This window comes from Streptomyces sp. NPDC033174, assembly GCF_055577795.1.
In genome coordinates this window covers 172172-187913 of sequence record NZ_JBVIPQ010000003.1, presented here as the reverse complement: position 1 = coordinate 187913, position 15742 = coordinate 172172, and the positions used below count along the sequence as shown (strand labels likewise).

Annotated in this window: 15 protein-coding genes; 10 read left to right on the top strand and 5 right to left on the bottom strand. The window is 72.3% G+C overall.

The features are described 5' to 3' along the window. The first annotated feature begins 16 nt into the window (after window positions 1-16). Both ACZ5VC_RS10995 and ACZ5VC_RS10990 read left to right on the top strand, forming a co-directional pair. Window positions 17-685, top strand: a complete 669-nt coding sequence (locus ACZ5VC_RS10995; RefSeq protein WP_469119762.1) for a phosphatase PAP2 family protein — start codon at window positions 17-19, stop codon at window positions 683-685. Between the two features lie 165 nt (window positions 686-850). Next, on the top strand, window positions 851-1507 hold the full coding sequence (locus ACZ5VC_RS10990) for a TetR/AcrR family transcriptional regulator (RefSeq protein ID WP_469119761.1): 657 nt from the start codon (window positions 851-853) through the stop codon (window positions 1505-1507). On the opposite strand, the gene ACZ5VC_RS10985 is transcribed toward ACZ5VC_RS10990, so the two are convergent. Next, window positions 1483-2997: an LVIVD repeat-containing protein gene (locus ACZ5VC_RS10985; RefSeq protein ID WP_469119760.1), complete on the bottom strand. Its 1515-nt coding sequence runs from the start codon at window positions 2995-2997 to the stop codon at window positions 1483-1485. The genes ACZ5VC_RS10990 and ACZ5VC_RS10985 overlap by 25 nt on opposite strands. Window positions 2998-3185: 188 nt before the next feature. Here ACZ5VC_RS10985 and ACZ5VC_RS10980 point away from each other — a divergent pair, with 188 nt between their 5' ends. Beyond that, window positions 3186-3845 carry a DUF305 domain-containing protein gene (locus ACZ5VC_RS10980; protein WP_469119759.1) on the top strand — a complete coding sequence of 220 codons (660 nt, stop codon included), beginning with the start codon at window positions 3186-3188 and terminating at the stop codon, window positions 3843-3845. 110 nt (window positions 3846-3955) lie between these two features. Next, window positions 3956-5344, top strand: a complete 1389-nt coding sequence (locus ACZ5VC_RS10975) for an FAD-dependent oxidoreductase (RefSeq protein WP_469119758.1) — start codon at window positions 3956-3958, stop codon at window positions 5342-5344. On the opposite strand, the gene ACZ5VC_RS10970 is transcribed toward ACZ5VC_RS10975, so the two are convergent. Next, window positions 5335-5694, bottom strand: a complete 360-nt coding sequence (locus tag ACZ5VC_RS10970; RefSeq protein ID WP_469120203.1) for an ArsR/SmtB family transcription factor — start codon at window positions 5692-5694, stop codon at window positions 5335-5337. The genes ACZ5VC_RS10975 and ACZ5VC_RS10970 overlap by 10 nt on opposite strands. Window positions 5695-5835: 141 nt before the next feature. Between ACZ5VC_RS10970 and ACZ5VC_RS10965 the strand changes: the two genes are divergently transcribed. The 5 genes from ACZ5VC_RS10965 (at window position 5836) to ACZ5VC_RS10945 (ending at window position 10970) form a co-directional block, all read left to right on the top strand. Then, window positions 5836-6915: an NADH:flavin oxidoreductase/NADH oxidase gene (locus ACZ5VC_RS10965; protein WP_469119757.1), complete on the top strand. Its 1080-nt coding sequence runs from the start codon at window positions 5836-5838 to the stop codon at window positions 6913-6915. Window positions 6916-7060: 145 nt separating this feature from the next. Then, entirely contained in the window at window positions 7061-8146 is a 1086-nt protein-coding gene (locus tag ACZ5VC_RS10960) for a WD40/YVTN/BNR-like repeat-containing protein (protein WP_469119756.1), read from the top strand. A gap of 46 nt (window positions 8147-8192) precedes the next feature. Further along, entirely contained in the window at window positions 8193-8867 is a 675-nt protein-coding gene (locus tag ACZ5VC_RS10955; protein ID WP_468707620.1) for a uracil-DNA glycosylase, read from the top strand. A 46-nt stretch (window positions 8868-8913) separates the two neighbouring features. Further along, on the top strand, window positions 8914-9954 hold the full coding sequence (locus ACZ5VC_RS10950; protein ID WP_469119755.1) for an N-acetylglucosamine kinase: 1041 nt from the start codon (window positions 8914-8916) through the stop codon (window positions 9952-9954). Window positions 9955-10049: 95 nt separating this feature from the next. Continuing rightward, the gene (locus ACZ5VC_RS10945) at window positions 10050-10970 is read left to right on the top strand and encodes a sirohydrochlorin chelatase (protein WP_469119754.1); all 921 of its coding nucleotides are present in this window, start codon (window positions 10050-10052) and stop codon (window positions 10968-10970) included. 333 nt (window positions 10971-11303) lie between these two features. Here the strand turns inward: ACZ5VC_RS10945 and ACZ5VC_RS10940 are convergent, their stop codons facing one another. Next, complete coding sequence (locus ACZ5VC_RS10940; protein ID WP_469119753.1) at window positions 11304-12506, bottom strand: lactonase family protein; 1203 nt, start codon at window positions 12504-12506, stop codon at window positions 11304-11306. A gap of 121 nt (window positions 12507-12627) precedes the next feature. Then, the gene (locus ACZ5VC_RS10935; RefSeq protein WP_469119752.1) at window positions 12628-14139 is read right to left on the bottom strand and encodes an FUSC family protein; all 1512 of its coding nucleotides are present in this window, start codon (window positions 14137-14139) and stop codon (window positions 12628-12630) included. Between the two features lie 283 nt (window positions 14140-14422). On the opposite strand from ACZ5VC_RS10935, the gene ACZ5VC_RS10930 reads away from it, so the two are divergent. After that, window positions 14423-14956: a GNAT family N-acetyltransferase gene (locus ACZ5VC_RS10930; RefSeq protein WP_469119751.1), complete on the top strand. Its 534-nt coding sequence runs from the start codon at window positions 14423-14425 to the stop codon at window positions 14954-14956. A 149-nt stretch (window positions 14957-15105) separates the two neighbouring features. On the opposite strand, the gene ACZ5VC_RS10925 is transcribed toward ACZ5VC_RS10930, so the two are convergent. Beyond that, entirely contained in the window at window positions 15106-15543 is a 438-nt protein-coding gene (locus ACZ5VC_RS10925; protein ID WP_469119750.1) for an ester cyclase, read from the bottom strand. Window positions 15544-15742: the final 199 nt, after the last annotated feature.

Below are 15742 nucleotides of genomic sequence, written 5' to 3'. Positions count from 1 at the left end.
CGGGGAAGATCTCCCCATGCGCTCCCCCACCCTCGGCGCCACGCCTCTTCCGGCACACCGTCCCTCCGCACGTCGCTGCGCGCTCTGGACCGGGGCCCTGTCGGTCCTTCTGCTGGTTCTGGTCGCCGTCCGCTGGGAGCCGCTGGTCTCCTTCGACCGCGACATCGCGCGCGGCCTGCACCGGGGCGCCGTCGCCGACCCCGACCTCGCCCAGGCCAACCGGATCCTGTCCGACTGGGTGTGGGACCCCTGGACGATGCGGGCGCTGATCGCCGTGGCCGTCCTCACGCTGTGGTGGCGCCGGCAGCGGCGGCTCGCGCTGTGGGTGGGGATGACGAGCATCCTCGGGACTGCCGTCCAGCAGGGTCTGAAACTCGCCGTGGGCCGCGACCGCCCGCTCTGGCCCGACCCGATCGCCTCCGCGCACTTCTCCGCGTACCCCTCGGGCCATGCGATGACGGCGACGGTCACCTGCGGGCTGCTGCTGTGGCTGCTGTCCCGCCGCGGCACCTCCCGCCGCGTCTGGCGGGCGGCCGTGATTCTCGCCGCGGGGTGCGTGGTGGGAGTGGGTCTGACCCGGATGTATCTGGGGGTGCACTGGGCGACGGACGTGGCGGCCGGGTGGCTGCTGGGAGCGCTCGCGGTGGCCCTGGCTGTGCTCACGTACGACAGGAGAGGAGGATGAGAGTGACGGATCCGCCCATGGATCAGGGCAGGCGGAAGCGCCTGCCCTGGACGATCCCCCGTGTCGCCCAGAACAGGCGTCCATCCCGCTGACCAGCCACGAAGGGCGTCGCACCGAGACGCGCTGAGTATATTGGCTGCGAGCCAGTCAACGCAGGAGTTAAGCATGTCCCCGCGGAGCCCATCGGTCAATGAAGAGCTGAGGCGTCGTTCCCGCGAGCGGCTCCTCCAGGCGACCGTGGAGCTGGTCGGGGAGCGCGGCTACGAGGCGACCACCCTGGGGGACATCGCGGACCGGGCGGGGGCGGCGCGCGGGCTCATCTCGTACTACTTCCCGGGCAAGCGGCAGCTGCTGCAGTCGGCGGTGCACCGGCTGATGCACCAGACCCTGCAGGCGGCGCTGGAGCGCGAGCCGCGGACCGAGGACGGCCGGGAACGGCTGGCCCGGGCCATCGACGCGATTCTGGGCCTGGCTGTCGAGCATCCCGTCCTGATGCGGACGCACATGGCCGGAATCCTCCAGGCCGAGGGCTTCGTGCAGTGTCCGGAGCAGCAGCGGCTGGCGTTCCTGCTGCGGGACACGGTGGTCCGCTACGGCTCCGACCAGGTGGACACCGACTATCCGCTGTTGCGGGCGCTGCTGATGGGCGCGGTCTTCGCGGTGCTGTTGCCGGGGGCGCCGATGCCGCGGTCGCGGCTGCGGGCGGAGCTGTTCCAGCGGTACGGGCTGGAGTGGGAACTGGGCGTGCCGCCGGAGCGGGAGGCTCCCGGCGGCACGCTGTCGCTTCAGGTGTCCGTTCAGTCGTCGAAGTCGTCGAAGTAGTCCGGCTGCGTCTGCACGTTGAGCCGGTCCATCCGGATGCGCTTCGCCGGGTCCGTACGGCGGTCGTCGAGCTTCAGTACGTCGAAGCCCTTGGTGATGTCGTTGGAGAAGATGTGGCCGTTGTAGTAGTAGGCGGACCAGGAGCCGGCCGTGCTGAGGGTCGTCGCCGAGACCGGCCCGCGTTCGAAGTAACCGATCTCCTTGGGATTGGCGGAGTCGGTGAAGTCCCAGATCGAGACGCCGCCCTGGTACCAGGCCTGGACCATCAGGTCCCTGCCCTTGACGGGGATCAGCGAGCCGTTGTGGGCGACACAGTTCTCGGTGTTCGCCTGGTGGCGCGGGATCTTGAAGTAGCTGCGGAAGACCAGCTTGCGGTGGTCTCCCCGCCCGGTGATGTCGTAGATGCCGTCGGCGCCGCGGTGCGGGCCGGTGGCCTCGTTGCAGGTGGCGCCGCTGCCGCCGCCGAGCTCGTCGGTGAAGACGACCTTGTTGGCCTTCTGGTTGAAGGTCGCGGAGTGCCAGAAGGCGAAGTTGACGTTGTCCTGGACCCGGTCGATCACCTTGGGGTGCTCGGGGTCGGCGATGGAGAAGAGGATGCCGTCACCCATGCAGGCGCCCGCCGCCAGGTCCTTCGACGGCAGCACGGTGATGTCGTGGCAACCCGTGGTCTTGGAGACGCCGGGGTTGGTGGGTCCGCCCGGGTTGCCGCCGCCGTCGGGGCCGTCGCCGGGGAAGAGCACCGGGAAGTTCACGATGGCGGACTTCTCCGGAGCCTGGCGCGGCACCTTGATGACCGAGATGCCGTCGTGCGGCGGCTGGCAGTCGGGGAAGGCGACGTTGGGCGAGTAGGAGGAGACATAGATGTAGACGTTCCTGCGCTCCGGCACCAACGTGTGGGTGTGGGAGCCGCAGGCGGTCTCGACGGCGGCGACGTACTTCGGGTTGCTGATGTCGCTGATGTCGAAGATCTTCATGCCCTCCCAGGAGGACTTCTCCGTCGCGGGCTGGCTGGTACTCGCACAGGAGTTGTCGCTCCGGGAGGAGTCGGTCGACAGGAAGAGAAGGTCGCCCGACACCGAGATGTCGTTCTGCGATCCGGGGCACAGAACCTGGGCCACGGTCTTCGGTGACTTCGGGTCGCTGATGTCGAAGATGCGGAAGCCGTCGTAGTTTCCGGCGAAGGCGTACTTGCCCTGGAACGCCAGGTCGGAGTTGTAGCCGGGAAGGGCTTCCTTCGGGACGTTCGCCACATGGGTGATGTTGGCACTGTGGACGATCTCGTCCACGCCGGGTATCTCGCCCTCCTTGATGGCGGCCCTCGCTTCGGCCGCCTGCTCCGCGGAGACCGTGGCTCCGGATACGGGTGCGTCTCCGGGGTCGGGTGTGGCGGCCGCGGGTCCTGCCGCCAGCAGCGTGGCCAGCAGTCCGGCGGCGGCTGCTGCCACGCCCAGACGTCTGCGCCGCACGTGCGTGGTTCGCAACGAGGTCACTGCGTTCTCCCTTGCATCCGTTGGTCGTTGAACGGGGGTCACGGACCTCGGCAGTATCTTCCTTTGCATGCACATCTCAACAGATGGCAACACAGACGTAATGAAAGTTTTTGATCACTCGCGTCAAGAAGCGTGCTAGGAACGGTCAGCAACCACCGAACTTCATCGAAAAACCCCAGGAGGCCGCTGTGTTGAACCGTCGCAGAGCCGCGCGCATCCGCCGGTCGGCCGTCGCCGCGGCGACGGTGGCCGCGCTCCTCGCCCTGGGCGCCTGCGAGTCGCCCCCGGCGCAGAAGCCCCAGGCCACGAGCGGAAAGGGGCCCTCGGTACTGGCCCCGGGCAAGCCGGGCGAGCCGGCGCGGACCCTTTCCCCCCAGGAGGCGGCCCGCGCGGTCCCGGACGACACCCCCAACGCGGCGGACTTCACCTATGCGCAGATGATGATCGTGCACCATGGCCAGGCGCTGACCATGGCGTCCCTCGCTCCGCAGCGAGCGGAATCGGCCCAGGTGAAGAAGCTGGCGGCGCGGATCGCGGCGGCGCAGCAGCCGGAGATCAGCGCGATGCGGGGCTGGCTGAAAACCAATGGCGAGCCCCGGAAGAGCGACGGCCACGACCACGGTTCGATGCCCGGGATGGCGACGGAGGCCCAGCTGGCGCAGTTGCGCGGCGCCAAGGGCACGGCGTTCGACGAACTCTTCCTGAAGCTGATGATCACCCACCACCAGGGCGCCGTCACGATGGCCGCCGAGGCCCTCTCCGAGGGCAACAACACCCTGATCGAGGAGATGGCGAACGACGTCGTCGCGCAGCAGACGGCGGAGATCGACCGGATGCGCTCCATGTGACCCGCGCGGGCGCGCGCGCCCGGCTCTTCCCAGGACGTCACCCGCCTGCCTCTCCCACTCGGGCACGCACCGGTGCGATGCTGGAATCCCTGGCGGGAAGGAGTACGGCCGTGCTGCGTGTCGCCGTCGTCGGTTCCGGACCGAGCGGGGTCTACACCGCCCAGTCCCTGGTCGAACAGAGCCTGGTGCCCGAGGTCCGGGTGGATGTGCTGGACCGACTGCCGTGCCCCTACGGGCTGGTGCGCTACGGCGTCGCTCCCGACCACGAGAAGATCAAATCCCTGCAGAACAACCTGCGCACGGTCCTGGAGCACGAGCGGATCGGGTTCGTCGGCAATGTCGAGGTGGGGACACGTGGGCTGACCCCGGAACGGCTCCTCGGGCTCTATCACGCCGTCGTGTACTGCGTCGGCGCCGCGCGCGACCGGCATCTCGATGTCCCCGGGGAGGATCTGCCCGGCAGCTGCTCCGCCACCGACTTCGTCTCCTGGTACAGCGCCCACCCGGACGCGTCGGACAACGGTTTCGCCCTCGGCGCGCGCTCGGCCGTGGTGATCGGCGTCGGCAACGTGGCGGTGGACGTGACGCGGATCCTCGCCCGGGGTGCGGACGAACTGCGCCCCACCGACGTCCCGCAGGACGCGCTCACCGCGCTGGCCGGGAGCCGGGTGCGAGCGGTGCACATGGTCGGCAGGCGCGGTCCCGGGCAGGCCAAGTTCACCACCAAGGAGCTGCGGGAGCTCGGCTCCCTGCCGGGGGCCAGGGTGGAGGTGGACCCGGCGGACCTCGCCCTCGACCCCTCCTTCGACGATCCCTCGGCGCTGCCGGCGGTCAACCGGCGCAACCTGGACGTGGTGCGGGGGTGGGCGGCGGCTGCCGGCGCGGGGCGGGAGCCGGACACGGGACAGGAGGCCGACGGGGGACGGGAGGCCGAACGTCTCATCCGGCTGCGGTTCTTCCTGCGGCCGGTGGAGGTACTGCAGGAGAACGGCCGGGCGGCGGGCGTACGGTTCGAGCGCACGGTCCCGGACGGCGCGGGCGGCGTACGGGGCACCGGCGCGTACGAGGACATCGAGGCCCAGCTGGTGCTGCGGGCGGTCGGCTACCGGGGTGTTCCGCTGCCGGGCCTGCCCTTCGACGAGGCCCGTGGCACGGTGCCGCACGCGGCCGGACGGGTGCTGCGCGGCGGGACCCCTTCTCCTGGTGAGTACGTGGCGGGCTGGATCAAGCGCGGCCCGACCGGGGTCATCGGCACCAACCGGCCCTGCGCCAAGGAGACGGTCACCTCGCTCCTCGCGGACGCCGCGGAGTTGTCCGGACGCACTGTCGCGGAGGACCCGGTCGCCGAGCTGAGGGCGATGGGGCACCGCCCGGTGCAGTGGCCCGGGTGGCTGGCCATCGAGGAGGCGGAGGCCGCGCTGGGCCGGACCCTCGGCCGGCGCTCGGTGAAGATCGCGGACTGGGAGGGTCTGCGGGGCGCGGCGCTCGGTCAGCTCTGAGGGGCCGCCGCCAGTCGGCCGGTCTCACCGGCCGCGGCGGCCAGCACGCTGTCGAGGAGCCCCGGGAAGAGTGTGTCCAGGTCGTCGCGGCGCAACCCGTTCATCTTGGCCGTGCCCCGGTAGATCTGCTGGATCACACCGCACTCCCGGAGGACCCGGAAGTGGTGGGTGGTCGTCGACTTGGTGACCGGAAGGTCGAAGTGCGAACAGGACAGCACGTCCTGGGCGACGGCCAGTTCGCTGACCACCTGCAGCCGCACCGGGTCGGACAGCGCGTGCAGGACGTTCTCCAGGCGGATCTCGTCGCGAGCGGGGTGCGCGAGCGCGCGAGGGCTGGTCGCGGTGGTCACAGCGTTCACGGCGGTCTCCAGTTCGTCACTTCCGTCCGGGGCCTCATTGTACGAGAGTCCTCGTAGTTTGACAGATGACGTACTACGGTGAGTATCGTACAAGCGTTGAACGGCCCACGCCCGACGTGAATGGAGTCCGCCATGAGCGCACTGTTCGAGCCCTGCACCCTGCGGTCGCTGACCATCCCCAACCGCGTCTGGATGGCGCCGATGTGCCAGTACTCCGCCGAGGTCTTCGGCCCGAACACGGGCGTGGCACGCGACTGGCACTTCGCCCACTACGCCGCCCGCGCCACCGGCGGCACGGGCCTGATCCTGGTCGAGGCGACCGCGGTCGCCCCCGAGGGCCGGATCACCCCGGCCGACCTCGGCATCTGGAACGACACCCAGGTCGAGGCACTGCGCAGGATCACCGCCTTCCTCAAGCAGCACGGCACGGTGCCGGGCCTCCAGATCGCGCACGCCGGACGGAAGGCCTCGACCGCGCGCCCCTGGGAGGGCGGCGGACCGGTGGGCGCCGAGGCGCACGGCTGGCAGCCGGTGGCCCCCAGCCCGGTGCCGTTCGACGAGGGATACCCGGTGCCCACCGAACTGACCGAAGCTCAGATCGCCGAGACCGTCGGGCAGTTCAGGGCGGCAGCGGCACGGGCCCTGGACGCCGGCTTCGAGGTGCTCGAAGTCCACGGCGCGCACGGCTATCTCATCGGCGAGTTCCTCTCCCCGTTCAGCAACCACCGCACCGACGCCTACGGCGGCTCCTTCGAGAACCGCACCCGGCTCGCGCTGGAGGTCGTCGACGCCGTGCGGGAGGTCTGGCCGCAGGAGCTGCCGCTCTTCTTCCGGATCTCCGCCACGGACTGGCTGGAGGACCAGGGGTGGACCGGCGACGACACGGTTCGCTTCGCCGCGCTGCTCAAGGAGCACGGCGTGGACCTGCTCGACGTGTCCTCCGGTGGCAACGCCCGGCGGGCCAGGATCCCGGTGAAGCCCGGCTATCAGGTGCCCTTCGCGGCCCGTGTGCGGACCGAGACCGGGCTGCCGGTCGCCGCGGTCGGCCTGATCACCGAGCCGGAACACGCCGAGAAGATCGTCGCCAACGGTGAGGCCGACGCCGTGCTGCTGGGCCGGGAGCTGCTGCGCAACGCCTCATGGGCGCGGCAGGCGGCGCGCCAACTGGGCGCGGGGACGCCGGCTCCGGACCAGTACGCCTGGGCGATCTGAGCCGTCCGCGCCCGGTGCGGGGGTATGGCGCCACACCGGGCGCGACCGTCCTGACCTGGGCGGACGGCGAGCCCGGGGGCCGTTGTCAGTGGGCGGGTGCAGACTTGCCCGTACCCGAGACAACGGCGTCCTGGAGGTGTCGGCGATGACCGACGTACTGCTCACGGTAGGCACTCGCAAAGGGCTCTTCATCGGCCGCAGGCGCGGCGGACGATGGACGCTCGACGGCCCGCACTTCAACGCACAGGCCGTGTACTCGATCGCGATCGACACCCGCCGCGAGGTGCCGAGACTGCTCGTCGGCGGAGACAGCGCGCACTGGGGCCCCTCGGTGTTCCACTCCGACGATCTCGGCGCGCACTGGACCGAGCCGAAGCAGCCCGCTGTCAGGTTCCCCAAGGACACCGGGGCGTCGCTGGAGCGCGTCTGGCAGCTGCATCCGGCCGGCCCGCGGGAGCCGGACGTGGTGTACGCGGGCACCGAGCCGGCCGCGCTGTTCCGCTCCGTCGACCGGGGCGAGAGCTTCGAGCTGGTGCGTCCCCTGTGGGAGCACCCGACGCGCTCGCAGTGGGTGCCGGGCGGCGGCGGCGAGGCCGTGCACACCGTGGTCACCGACCGGCGCGACCCCGACGCGGTGACGGTCGCCGTTTCGACAGCAGGCGTGTTCCGTTCCACGGACCGCGGGGCGAGTTGGGCCCCCTCCAATCACGGGGTGTCGGCGGTGTTCCTGCCCGATCCCCACCCCGCATTCGGCCAGTGCGTACACAAGATCGCCCAGGACGCGGGCGATCTGGACCGGCTGTATCTGCAGAATCACTGGGGCGTGTACCGCAGCGACGACGCCGGTGGCGCCTGGACCGACATCGGCGAGGGGCTGCCGTCCGACTTCGGTTTCGCGGTCGCCGCGCATCCGCACCGGGCCGATGTGGCCTATGTCTTCCCGATCAACGCCGACGCCGACCGGGTCCCGGCCGGCCGCCGGTGCCGTGTCTACCGGACCGGCGACGCGGGCCGCTCCTGGGAGGCACTCTCGGCCGGTCTGCCCGAAGGGGACCACTACGGCACGGTCCTCAGGGACGCGATGTGCACGGACGACTCCGACCCGGCCGGGGTGTACTTCGGGAACCGGAACGGCGAGGTGTACGGGAGCGCCGACGACGGGGACAGCTGGGAGCTGCTGGCCTCCCATCTGCCGGACGTGCTCTGCGTGCGGGCCGCCGCCATCGGCTGAGCGCACCGGCCGGCGCCCACCGGCCGCACCAGTAGAGTGACGCCCCGTGGCAAGACCGTTGAAAGAAATCGTGGAGTCGGGGTGGGCCGACGCGCTCGCCCCGGTGGCCGAACGCATCGCGGCGATGGGCGACTTCCTCCGTACGGAGATCGCCGCGGGACGTACCTACCTTCCGGCCGGAGCGCACGTCCTGCGGGCGTTCCAGCAGCCGTTCGACGAAGTGCGGGTGCTGATCGTCGGCCAGGATCCGTATCCGACGCCGGGTCATGCGGTGGGGCTGAGCTTCTCCGTCGCCCCCGAGGTGCGGCCGCTGCCGGGCAGCCTGGAGAACATCTTCCGGGAGCTGCACACCGACCTGGGGCTGTCGCGTCCCTCGAACGGCGATCTGACGCCGTGGACGCGCCAGGGCGTGCTGCTGCTCAACAGGGCGCTCACCACGGCGCCCCGCAAGCCGGCGGCGCATCGCGGCAAGGGCTGGGAGGAGGTCACCGAGCAGGCCATCAAGGCGCTCGTCGCTCGCGGCAAGCCCCTGGTGTCGGTGCTGTGGGGGCGCGACGCCCGCAATCTGCGCCCGCTGCTCGGGGACCTTCCGGCGATCGAGTCGGCCCACCCCTCTCCCATGTCCGCGGACCGTGGATTCTTCGGCTCGCGTCCGTTCAGCCGCGCCAATGACCTGTTGATCCGGCAGGGGGCGCAGCCGGTGGACTGGCAGTTGCCGTGACGCCGCGCGCGTCGTCCGGTGGCGCCCGGCCGGTGGCGAGCCGGACGTGAGCGGGGAGCCGGGACGCTGGGTCCTCGGGGTCGACTCGGGCGGCTCCGGTCTGCGCCTCGCCCTCGCGGACGCCGCGTCGGGCGAGGCGGTGGAGACGGTGGCGTTCCGCGAGCCGGTCCGTACCGGCGCCGCCGGGATCGACGCCGCTCATCTGCTGGAGCGCCTGCTGCCGGCGGTCGAGGGGCTGCTGAGCCGCGCCGGTGCCGGCGCGGCGGGCACGGCCGGCGCGGAGGGCACGGCCGGCGCGGAGGGCGCAGCGCCGCTCGCGGCGGTGGCTGTCGGAGCCGCCGGAATGGCGACGCTCGGCGACGATCTGCGCGCCCGGCTGCCCTCGGCGCTGGCGCGCGCGTTCGGCGTACGACGGCTCGCGCTGGCCGCCGACGCCGTGACGGCATACGCCGGGGCGCTCGGGCAGCGGCCCGGGGCCGTGGTCGCGGCCGGCACCGGAATGATCGCGCTCGGGACCGATCTGACCGGGTGGCGCCGGGCGGACGGCTGGGGGCACCTGCTGGGCGACTGCGGCAGCGGCGCCTGGATCGGCCGCGCGGGCCTCGAAGCGGCGATGCGCGCGTACGACGGAAGGCCGGGCGGCTCGGCGGCCCTGCTGGCGTGTGCCGAGGGCGTGTTCGGTCCCGTCGCCGGGCTTCCCGGGCAGCTCTACCCACGCGGTGACCGGCCGGCCGTCCTGGCGTCGTTCGCGCCCGAGGTGGCCCGGTGCGCGGCCGGTGGCGATCCCGTGGCCGCGGCGGTCCTGGCGCAGGCGGCCCGGCACATCGCCGAGGCCGCCTCGGCGGTGTGCCCGGCCGCCGGGACCTGCGAAGTGGCCCTGACCGGGGGTCTGTTCAAGCTCGGCGACCCGTTGCTCGTACCTCTGCGGGCCGAGCTCGCCGCACAACTCCCGCACGCACGGCACACGTCGGCGGCGGGAGATCCGCTGGCCGGGGCCCTGCGCATCGCGGCAGCGCTCGCATCGGGGCCGCTGCGCCTGCCGGACGACCCCGGGATGCTCTACGTGCCAACATTCCAGGGCAGTTGACATGTAGGTAACCCATCGGACAAACACGGACAGATAGAGCGTGACTGTCCCCTGGCCGAGCAGCCGAAGGGTCAAAACCAGTAGCATGCGACGCCATGAGCTCCCCCACTGGGCCCGCTTCCGGCCTGCCTGTACGAATGCCGCGACCCCGCCAGTCCGGGCGGCACCGTCGCCCTGAACCCGTGGCAGCGCCCGAGGGCGCACCCTCGCTCGTTCTCGCCGTTCCCGGCGCCCCGTCCGCGGCCGTGCGCAGTCTGGCCGAGGAGGTCGTGAGCATCGCTCGCTCCGAGCTCCCCGGCCTCGAGGCGGCCATCGGGTACCTGGACGGCGACGACGCGGAGTACCCCGCGCTCTCGACCGTGCTGGCGCGGACCGCGGCGCTGCGGGTGGAGCGTTACGAGCTCGCTCTCGCCGCGGGCCGTGAGGTCGCCGAGCCCACCGGCCCCGACGCCGTCGTGGTCCCGCTGCTCGCGGGCCCCGACAGCGCCCTGGTCCGCGCGATACGCCAGGCTGTCACGGAGAGCCGCGCCACCGCCGAGCTGACCGATGTGCTCGGCCCGCACCCGCTGCTCGCGGAGGCCGTGCACGTGCGCCTCTCGGAGGCCGGCCTGGCCCGCGCCGACCGCGCCCGGCTGTTCACCGTGGCCACCGCCGCCGACGGCATCATCCTCGCCACGGTGGGCGGCGAGGAGGCCGTACAGGCGGCCGGCATCACCGGCATGCTGCTGGCCGCCCGGCTCGCCGTGCCGGTCATGGCCGCCGCGCTGGACCAGGAGGGCTCGATCGCCGCGATCGCGGAGCAGCTGCGCGGCTCCGGCTCGGCGCAGCTGGCTCTGGCCCCGTACCTGATCGGTCCGGAGCTCTCCGAGGGTCTGCTGGAGGAGGCCGCCAAGGAGGCCGACTGCTCGTCCGCGGAGCCGCTCGGCGCCTACCCGGCGATCGGCAAGCTCGTACTGACCCAGTACACGACGGCGCTGGGCATTCCGTCGCAGCCGCAGGGGGCGCCGGTCCGCTGACGGCGCGGACACGTGTGCACGCAGGTGGGAGGGCCCGCGCCGGATGCCCGGCGGGGGCCCTTCCTCATGGTCGCTGGGCCTGGCCCCGTTCCCCGTGGCCGGTGGGCTTGGCCGCCTTGCTTGTGGCCGGTGGGCTTGGCTTGCTCGTGGCCGGTGGGCTTGGCCGCCTTGCTTGTGGCCGGTGGGTTGGCCGCCTTGCTTGTGGCCGGTGGGCTTGGCTTGCTCGTGGCCGGTGGGCTTGGTCCCATTGCCCGCGCACCGCGCGGTTCGGGCACCGAACCGGCTGCGCGCCGGCGGCCGCGGTCTCGGGCGCGACCGTCCGTATCCCGAGGCTCACCGCACGCGCGCGGGCAGTCTCGTGAAGACCACGCAGGACGCCGCCGGGGCCTCCATCGCGCCCGCTCGGTGGGGGATGCCCGTCTCCTGGTCGATGTCGAACCAGGTGACGTCACCGGAGCGTTCGTTGGCCGCGTAGAGCCGTCGGCCCGTCGGGTCGAGGGCAAGGTCTCTGGGCCAGTGGCCACCGCACGGCACCGACGCCACCAGCGCGGCCTTCTCGCCGGCCGCGTCGAGGGCGAGGACCGCGAGGGAGTCGTGGCCGCGCACCGCCGCCCAGATGAACCGTCCGTCGGGCGACACGACGATCTCCGACGGGTAGTTCGTCCCCTCGGTGCCGTCGGGCAGGACGGCAGTCTCGCCGAGGGGCTCCAGGAGGCCCGCGCCGGCGTCCCAGCGGCAGACCGTGACGGTGGGCTCCAGCTCGTTCAGGACGTACGCGTGGGTGCCCGAGGGGTGGAAGGCCAGGTGCCGGGGTCCGGTGCCGGGCCGCAGCGCGCTCTCCCCGTGGCGTCGCAGCGTGCCGCTGTCGGCATCGAGCGCCGCGATGTGTACGGAGTCGGTACCGAGGTCCACGGCGAGCACCCAGCGGCCGCTCGGATCCGGGACCACCTGATGGGCGTGCGGGCGGGACTGCCGCCGCGGGTGAGGACCGCCGCCCTGGTGGGGCAGGACGTCGCTCGGGGGCCGGGGAGCGGCGTCCGGGCCGGTCGGCAGGGCGCTGACGCTGCCCGACCCGTAGTTGGCCGTGAGGACGTGCCCCGCCGTAACGCAGAGATGGGTCGGACCGGCGCCGCGCACGCCCACGGGCGCGCCGATGAGGCGGGGTGCGGAGCCGGTGATGTCGAGCGCGGCGACGGCGCCCTCCTCGGTCTCGGAGACCGTGTACAGCACCTGCGTACCGGCGTCTTCCGCGAGGGCGAGGAAGGACGGGTCGGGGACCGCGTCCGTGAGGCCCGTCGGGGTCAGCGCGCCCGTCTCCTCGTCGACGGTGGCCGCGACGATCCCCCGGCCGCCGGCCGACGTGAACGACCCGATGAAGGCCCGGCCCTGGTCACCGGCCCCGGGGACACGCGCGCCCGACCCGTCCCTTCGCGGCGTGACACCCGTGCCACCAGCGACTCCCGTGGCGCCCGCACCGCGAGCACCGCCGGCGCCCCGCGCGCCGCCCGTTCCGCCGTTACCGTCCGGCTCGCCCATGCCGTTCCCCTCTCCCCGCCGCGTCCGATCACCGACGCGTCCGATCACCGACGCGCAGCGACGCTAGCAGGTCTAGACCAAACAGGGAGGGGATCCGGCCTCGACCCACCGGGGAGCGGGCTCAGGCGGAGACGAGCGGTGCGTTGGGGGCGGTGCGCAGCGGGGTGGCCAGGTCGACGAGTGCCTTCTCCAGGCCGTGCAGATGCCCGAGTGCCGGCTCGGCGCCCGGGTGGTGGAGCGGGAGCGCCTCGGCGTCCAGGGCGGGACGGGCCGGCTCCTCCGGGGAGACCAGGGCGTGGACGGCGGCCTCGACCCGCCAGGCTGCCGCGGCCAGCCGGGCGTCGTGCGAGGCGTCCGGGTCCGCGGCGACGGCGGCCAGTCCCCGGACCTCGCGCGCGCAGTCGTCCAGCAGCTCGAGCACGTGGCCGGCCCGGGCCTTGCGGGCACGCAGCGGGCTCAGCGGGTGCACCAGCGGCGCCAGCGACATCCGAACCCTGCCGAGGAGGATCTCCAGTTCCGCGACACGGGTGACGGGATCGGCCGTCTCGGAGCCCGCGAGGCGCGCGGCGGCCTCGGCGGTGCACCGGTGCACACAGCGCAGCGCCTGCTGGATCCACGCGTCGGTGGTGGCATGCGTGGTGATGGGCAGGACGAGAACGACCGCCAGCGTCGCCCCCAGCGCCCCCACGCCGGTCTCGGCCAGCCGCAGGGCGAGCAGACCCGGGTCGAGTACGCCGAGCAGGCCGTAGAGCGAGCTGACCATGACGGTGACGAAGAACATCATCCAGCTGTACGAGACGGCCGCCGTGTAGAAGATGCCGAAGACGCAGCCGGCCACGAGGGCGGCGGTCGGGGCGATCGCGCCGTGCAGCGGAAGCGCGACGAGAAGCCCGGCCGCGATGCCCGCGAGCGTGCCGAGGATCCGCCGGAAGCCGCGGATCAGGGTCTCGCCGCGCGAGGAGGTGTTCACGAAGATCCACCAGGCGGCGCCGACCGCCCAGTACCAGCGGCCCTCGGACAGGAGCTGGCCCACGACGAGCGCGAACGCGCCCGCGGCAACGACCTGGACGGACTGGCGGGTGGTGGTGCGCGACCAGCCCGAGGCGGGTGGGAGGGAGGGGACGGCGGGAGGCGTCTGCCGGCGCTCGTAGCACCACAGGCCGAAACGGACGCCCGACGAGGCGAGCAGGGCCAGCAGAACGGCGGAGAACAGGCCGGGAAGCTGCTGGGGCACCGTGTGCAGGAACTGGGCCACGAAGAAGGTCATGAAGGCGAACACACCCAGCGCGTGTCCCCTGGGACCCCAGCGGCGGGCGTACACCCCGAGGCCCGCCACCGCGAGGAACGCGGCGTCGCGCAGCAGCGGGTCGCCGTGGAGCCCGGCGGCGAGGGCGAGCACGGGGAAGCCGACGGCGGGCAGCAACGCGGTCGTGACGGCCTGGGCGCGGACGGTCGCGTCGGTGACGGTGAAGAGGGCGAGGAGCGCGGCGAGCCCGCCGGTGATGACCGCGGTGAGGGTATGGCCGGTGAGGCCGCACACGGCCACCGCCGGGCCGACGCCGAGGACGGACCGCAACGCGCTGCGCAGACGCAGCCGCCCCGGATCCGGCACCACGAACATCCTCTTCATCAAGCTTCCCGCCCCTTCGAGTCCCGGCCCGCGTCGCGGCGCCAGAAACCGGCATGAAAAAGGCGCCGCGGGATTCCGCAGCGCCATCGACCTCCCCATGAGAGCATCCGGGGCCCCACTGGCTCAAGCCACTCCGCTTCGTATGTTCCATTGGCCCAGTGAAAGCGGCGGGTGGCGGCCACGGGACAGGCCAACGGACCACCCCGGCCGAACGGTCCGCGATTTGCCTGGTCCGGGCCACGCGGCCGATTACCGTCCCGGGGCCGTGTTCGACACAATGCGGCCCATGACCGAAATCCGTACGCCCCGCCTCATCCTCCGCCGCTGGACCGATGACGACCTTGTTCCGATGGCCGAGATCAACGCGGACCCCGAGGTGATGCGGTGGATCGGCGACGGTTCGGTCCGTGACCTGGAGCGGACGGCCGAGGACATCGAGCGCTGGGAGGAGGAGTGGGACGAGGAGGGGTTCGGGCTCTTCGCCGTCGAGCTCATCGCCTCCGGCGAGCTGATCGGCTTCACGGGACTGTCCGTACCGCACTACCTGCCCGAGGTGCTGCCCGCCGTGGAGATCGGCTGGCGGCTCGGAAGGCCCTTCTGGGGCCAGGGGTACGCCTCCGAAGCCGCCCATGCCGCGCTGGAGTTCGCGCTTCAGGACCGGGGGCTGGACAAGGTCATCAGTATCGCCCACATCAGCAACGAGGCCTCCGAGAACGTGATGCGCAAGCTCGGCATGGAGCCGGAGCTGGAGACGAACCACCCGGTGTACGGCGTGCCGCTGCGCGTGCACAGCATCGACCTCACGGAGTTCGACGCCTGACCGACGGCGCCGGGGCCTCCCCCGGCGCCGTCGTCCTGTCAGCGCGTCAGCACTTCGCGCGTGACAGGTCCCGGCCTGGCTGTCCTCAGTGGCGAGCTTCCCCTGTGGCCTGCGTTCGCCGCCCTCGGCGGCCGACGGGCGGCCACGGCTCAGGCGGGCGCCTCCTCGGGCAGGAGTCCCAGCTGGGTGAGCAGCTCCGCCTGGTCGAAGTACAGGCGGTAGCTGACGATGAGGCCGTCCTGCACCGTGGCGAGGTCACAGCCCCGGATCCGGATCTCCTGCTGCGTCGCGGGGAGGATCTCACCGGTGGGAAGGGCGATCGGGCCGGTGTTGCGGCCGCCGAAGTACCCCTCGTCGATCGCGGTGTTCCCCGCCTCGTACGCGTGTATCGACTCGAACGTCGCCTGCGGGATCATCTCCGTGATCTGCTCGAAGTACTCGACGATGTTGTCGCGCCCCTGGAGCTCGCCCGCGTCCGGGGTGACGGCGACGGCGTCCTGCGCGAAGCACTCCGCCAGGGCCTTGAGGTCCCGGGCCGTCGTCAGCGCCTCGGTGAGCCGGTCCATGGCCTCGCGTGCCTGTCCCATGATCCACCTCCTGCGGCCCCCCGCCGGATTCCGATCGCCTTCCATTCTCCTCTTCCTCTCCGCGGGCTTCCTCCCCCGCGGCCTCCCCGCCGGGTTCCTCCCCGCCGGCTTCCTCCCGGCGGACCGCGCGGTGACCACCACTCGGCCCCCGAGGGGATCTCCGGAGGTCGGCAGCCGGGGTGGCATACGATCACCGCTG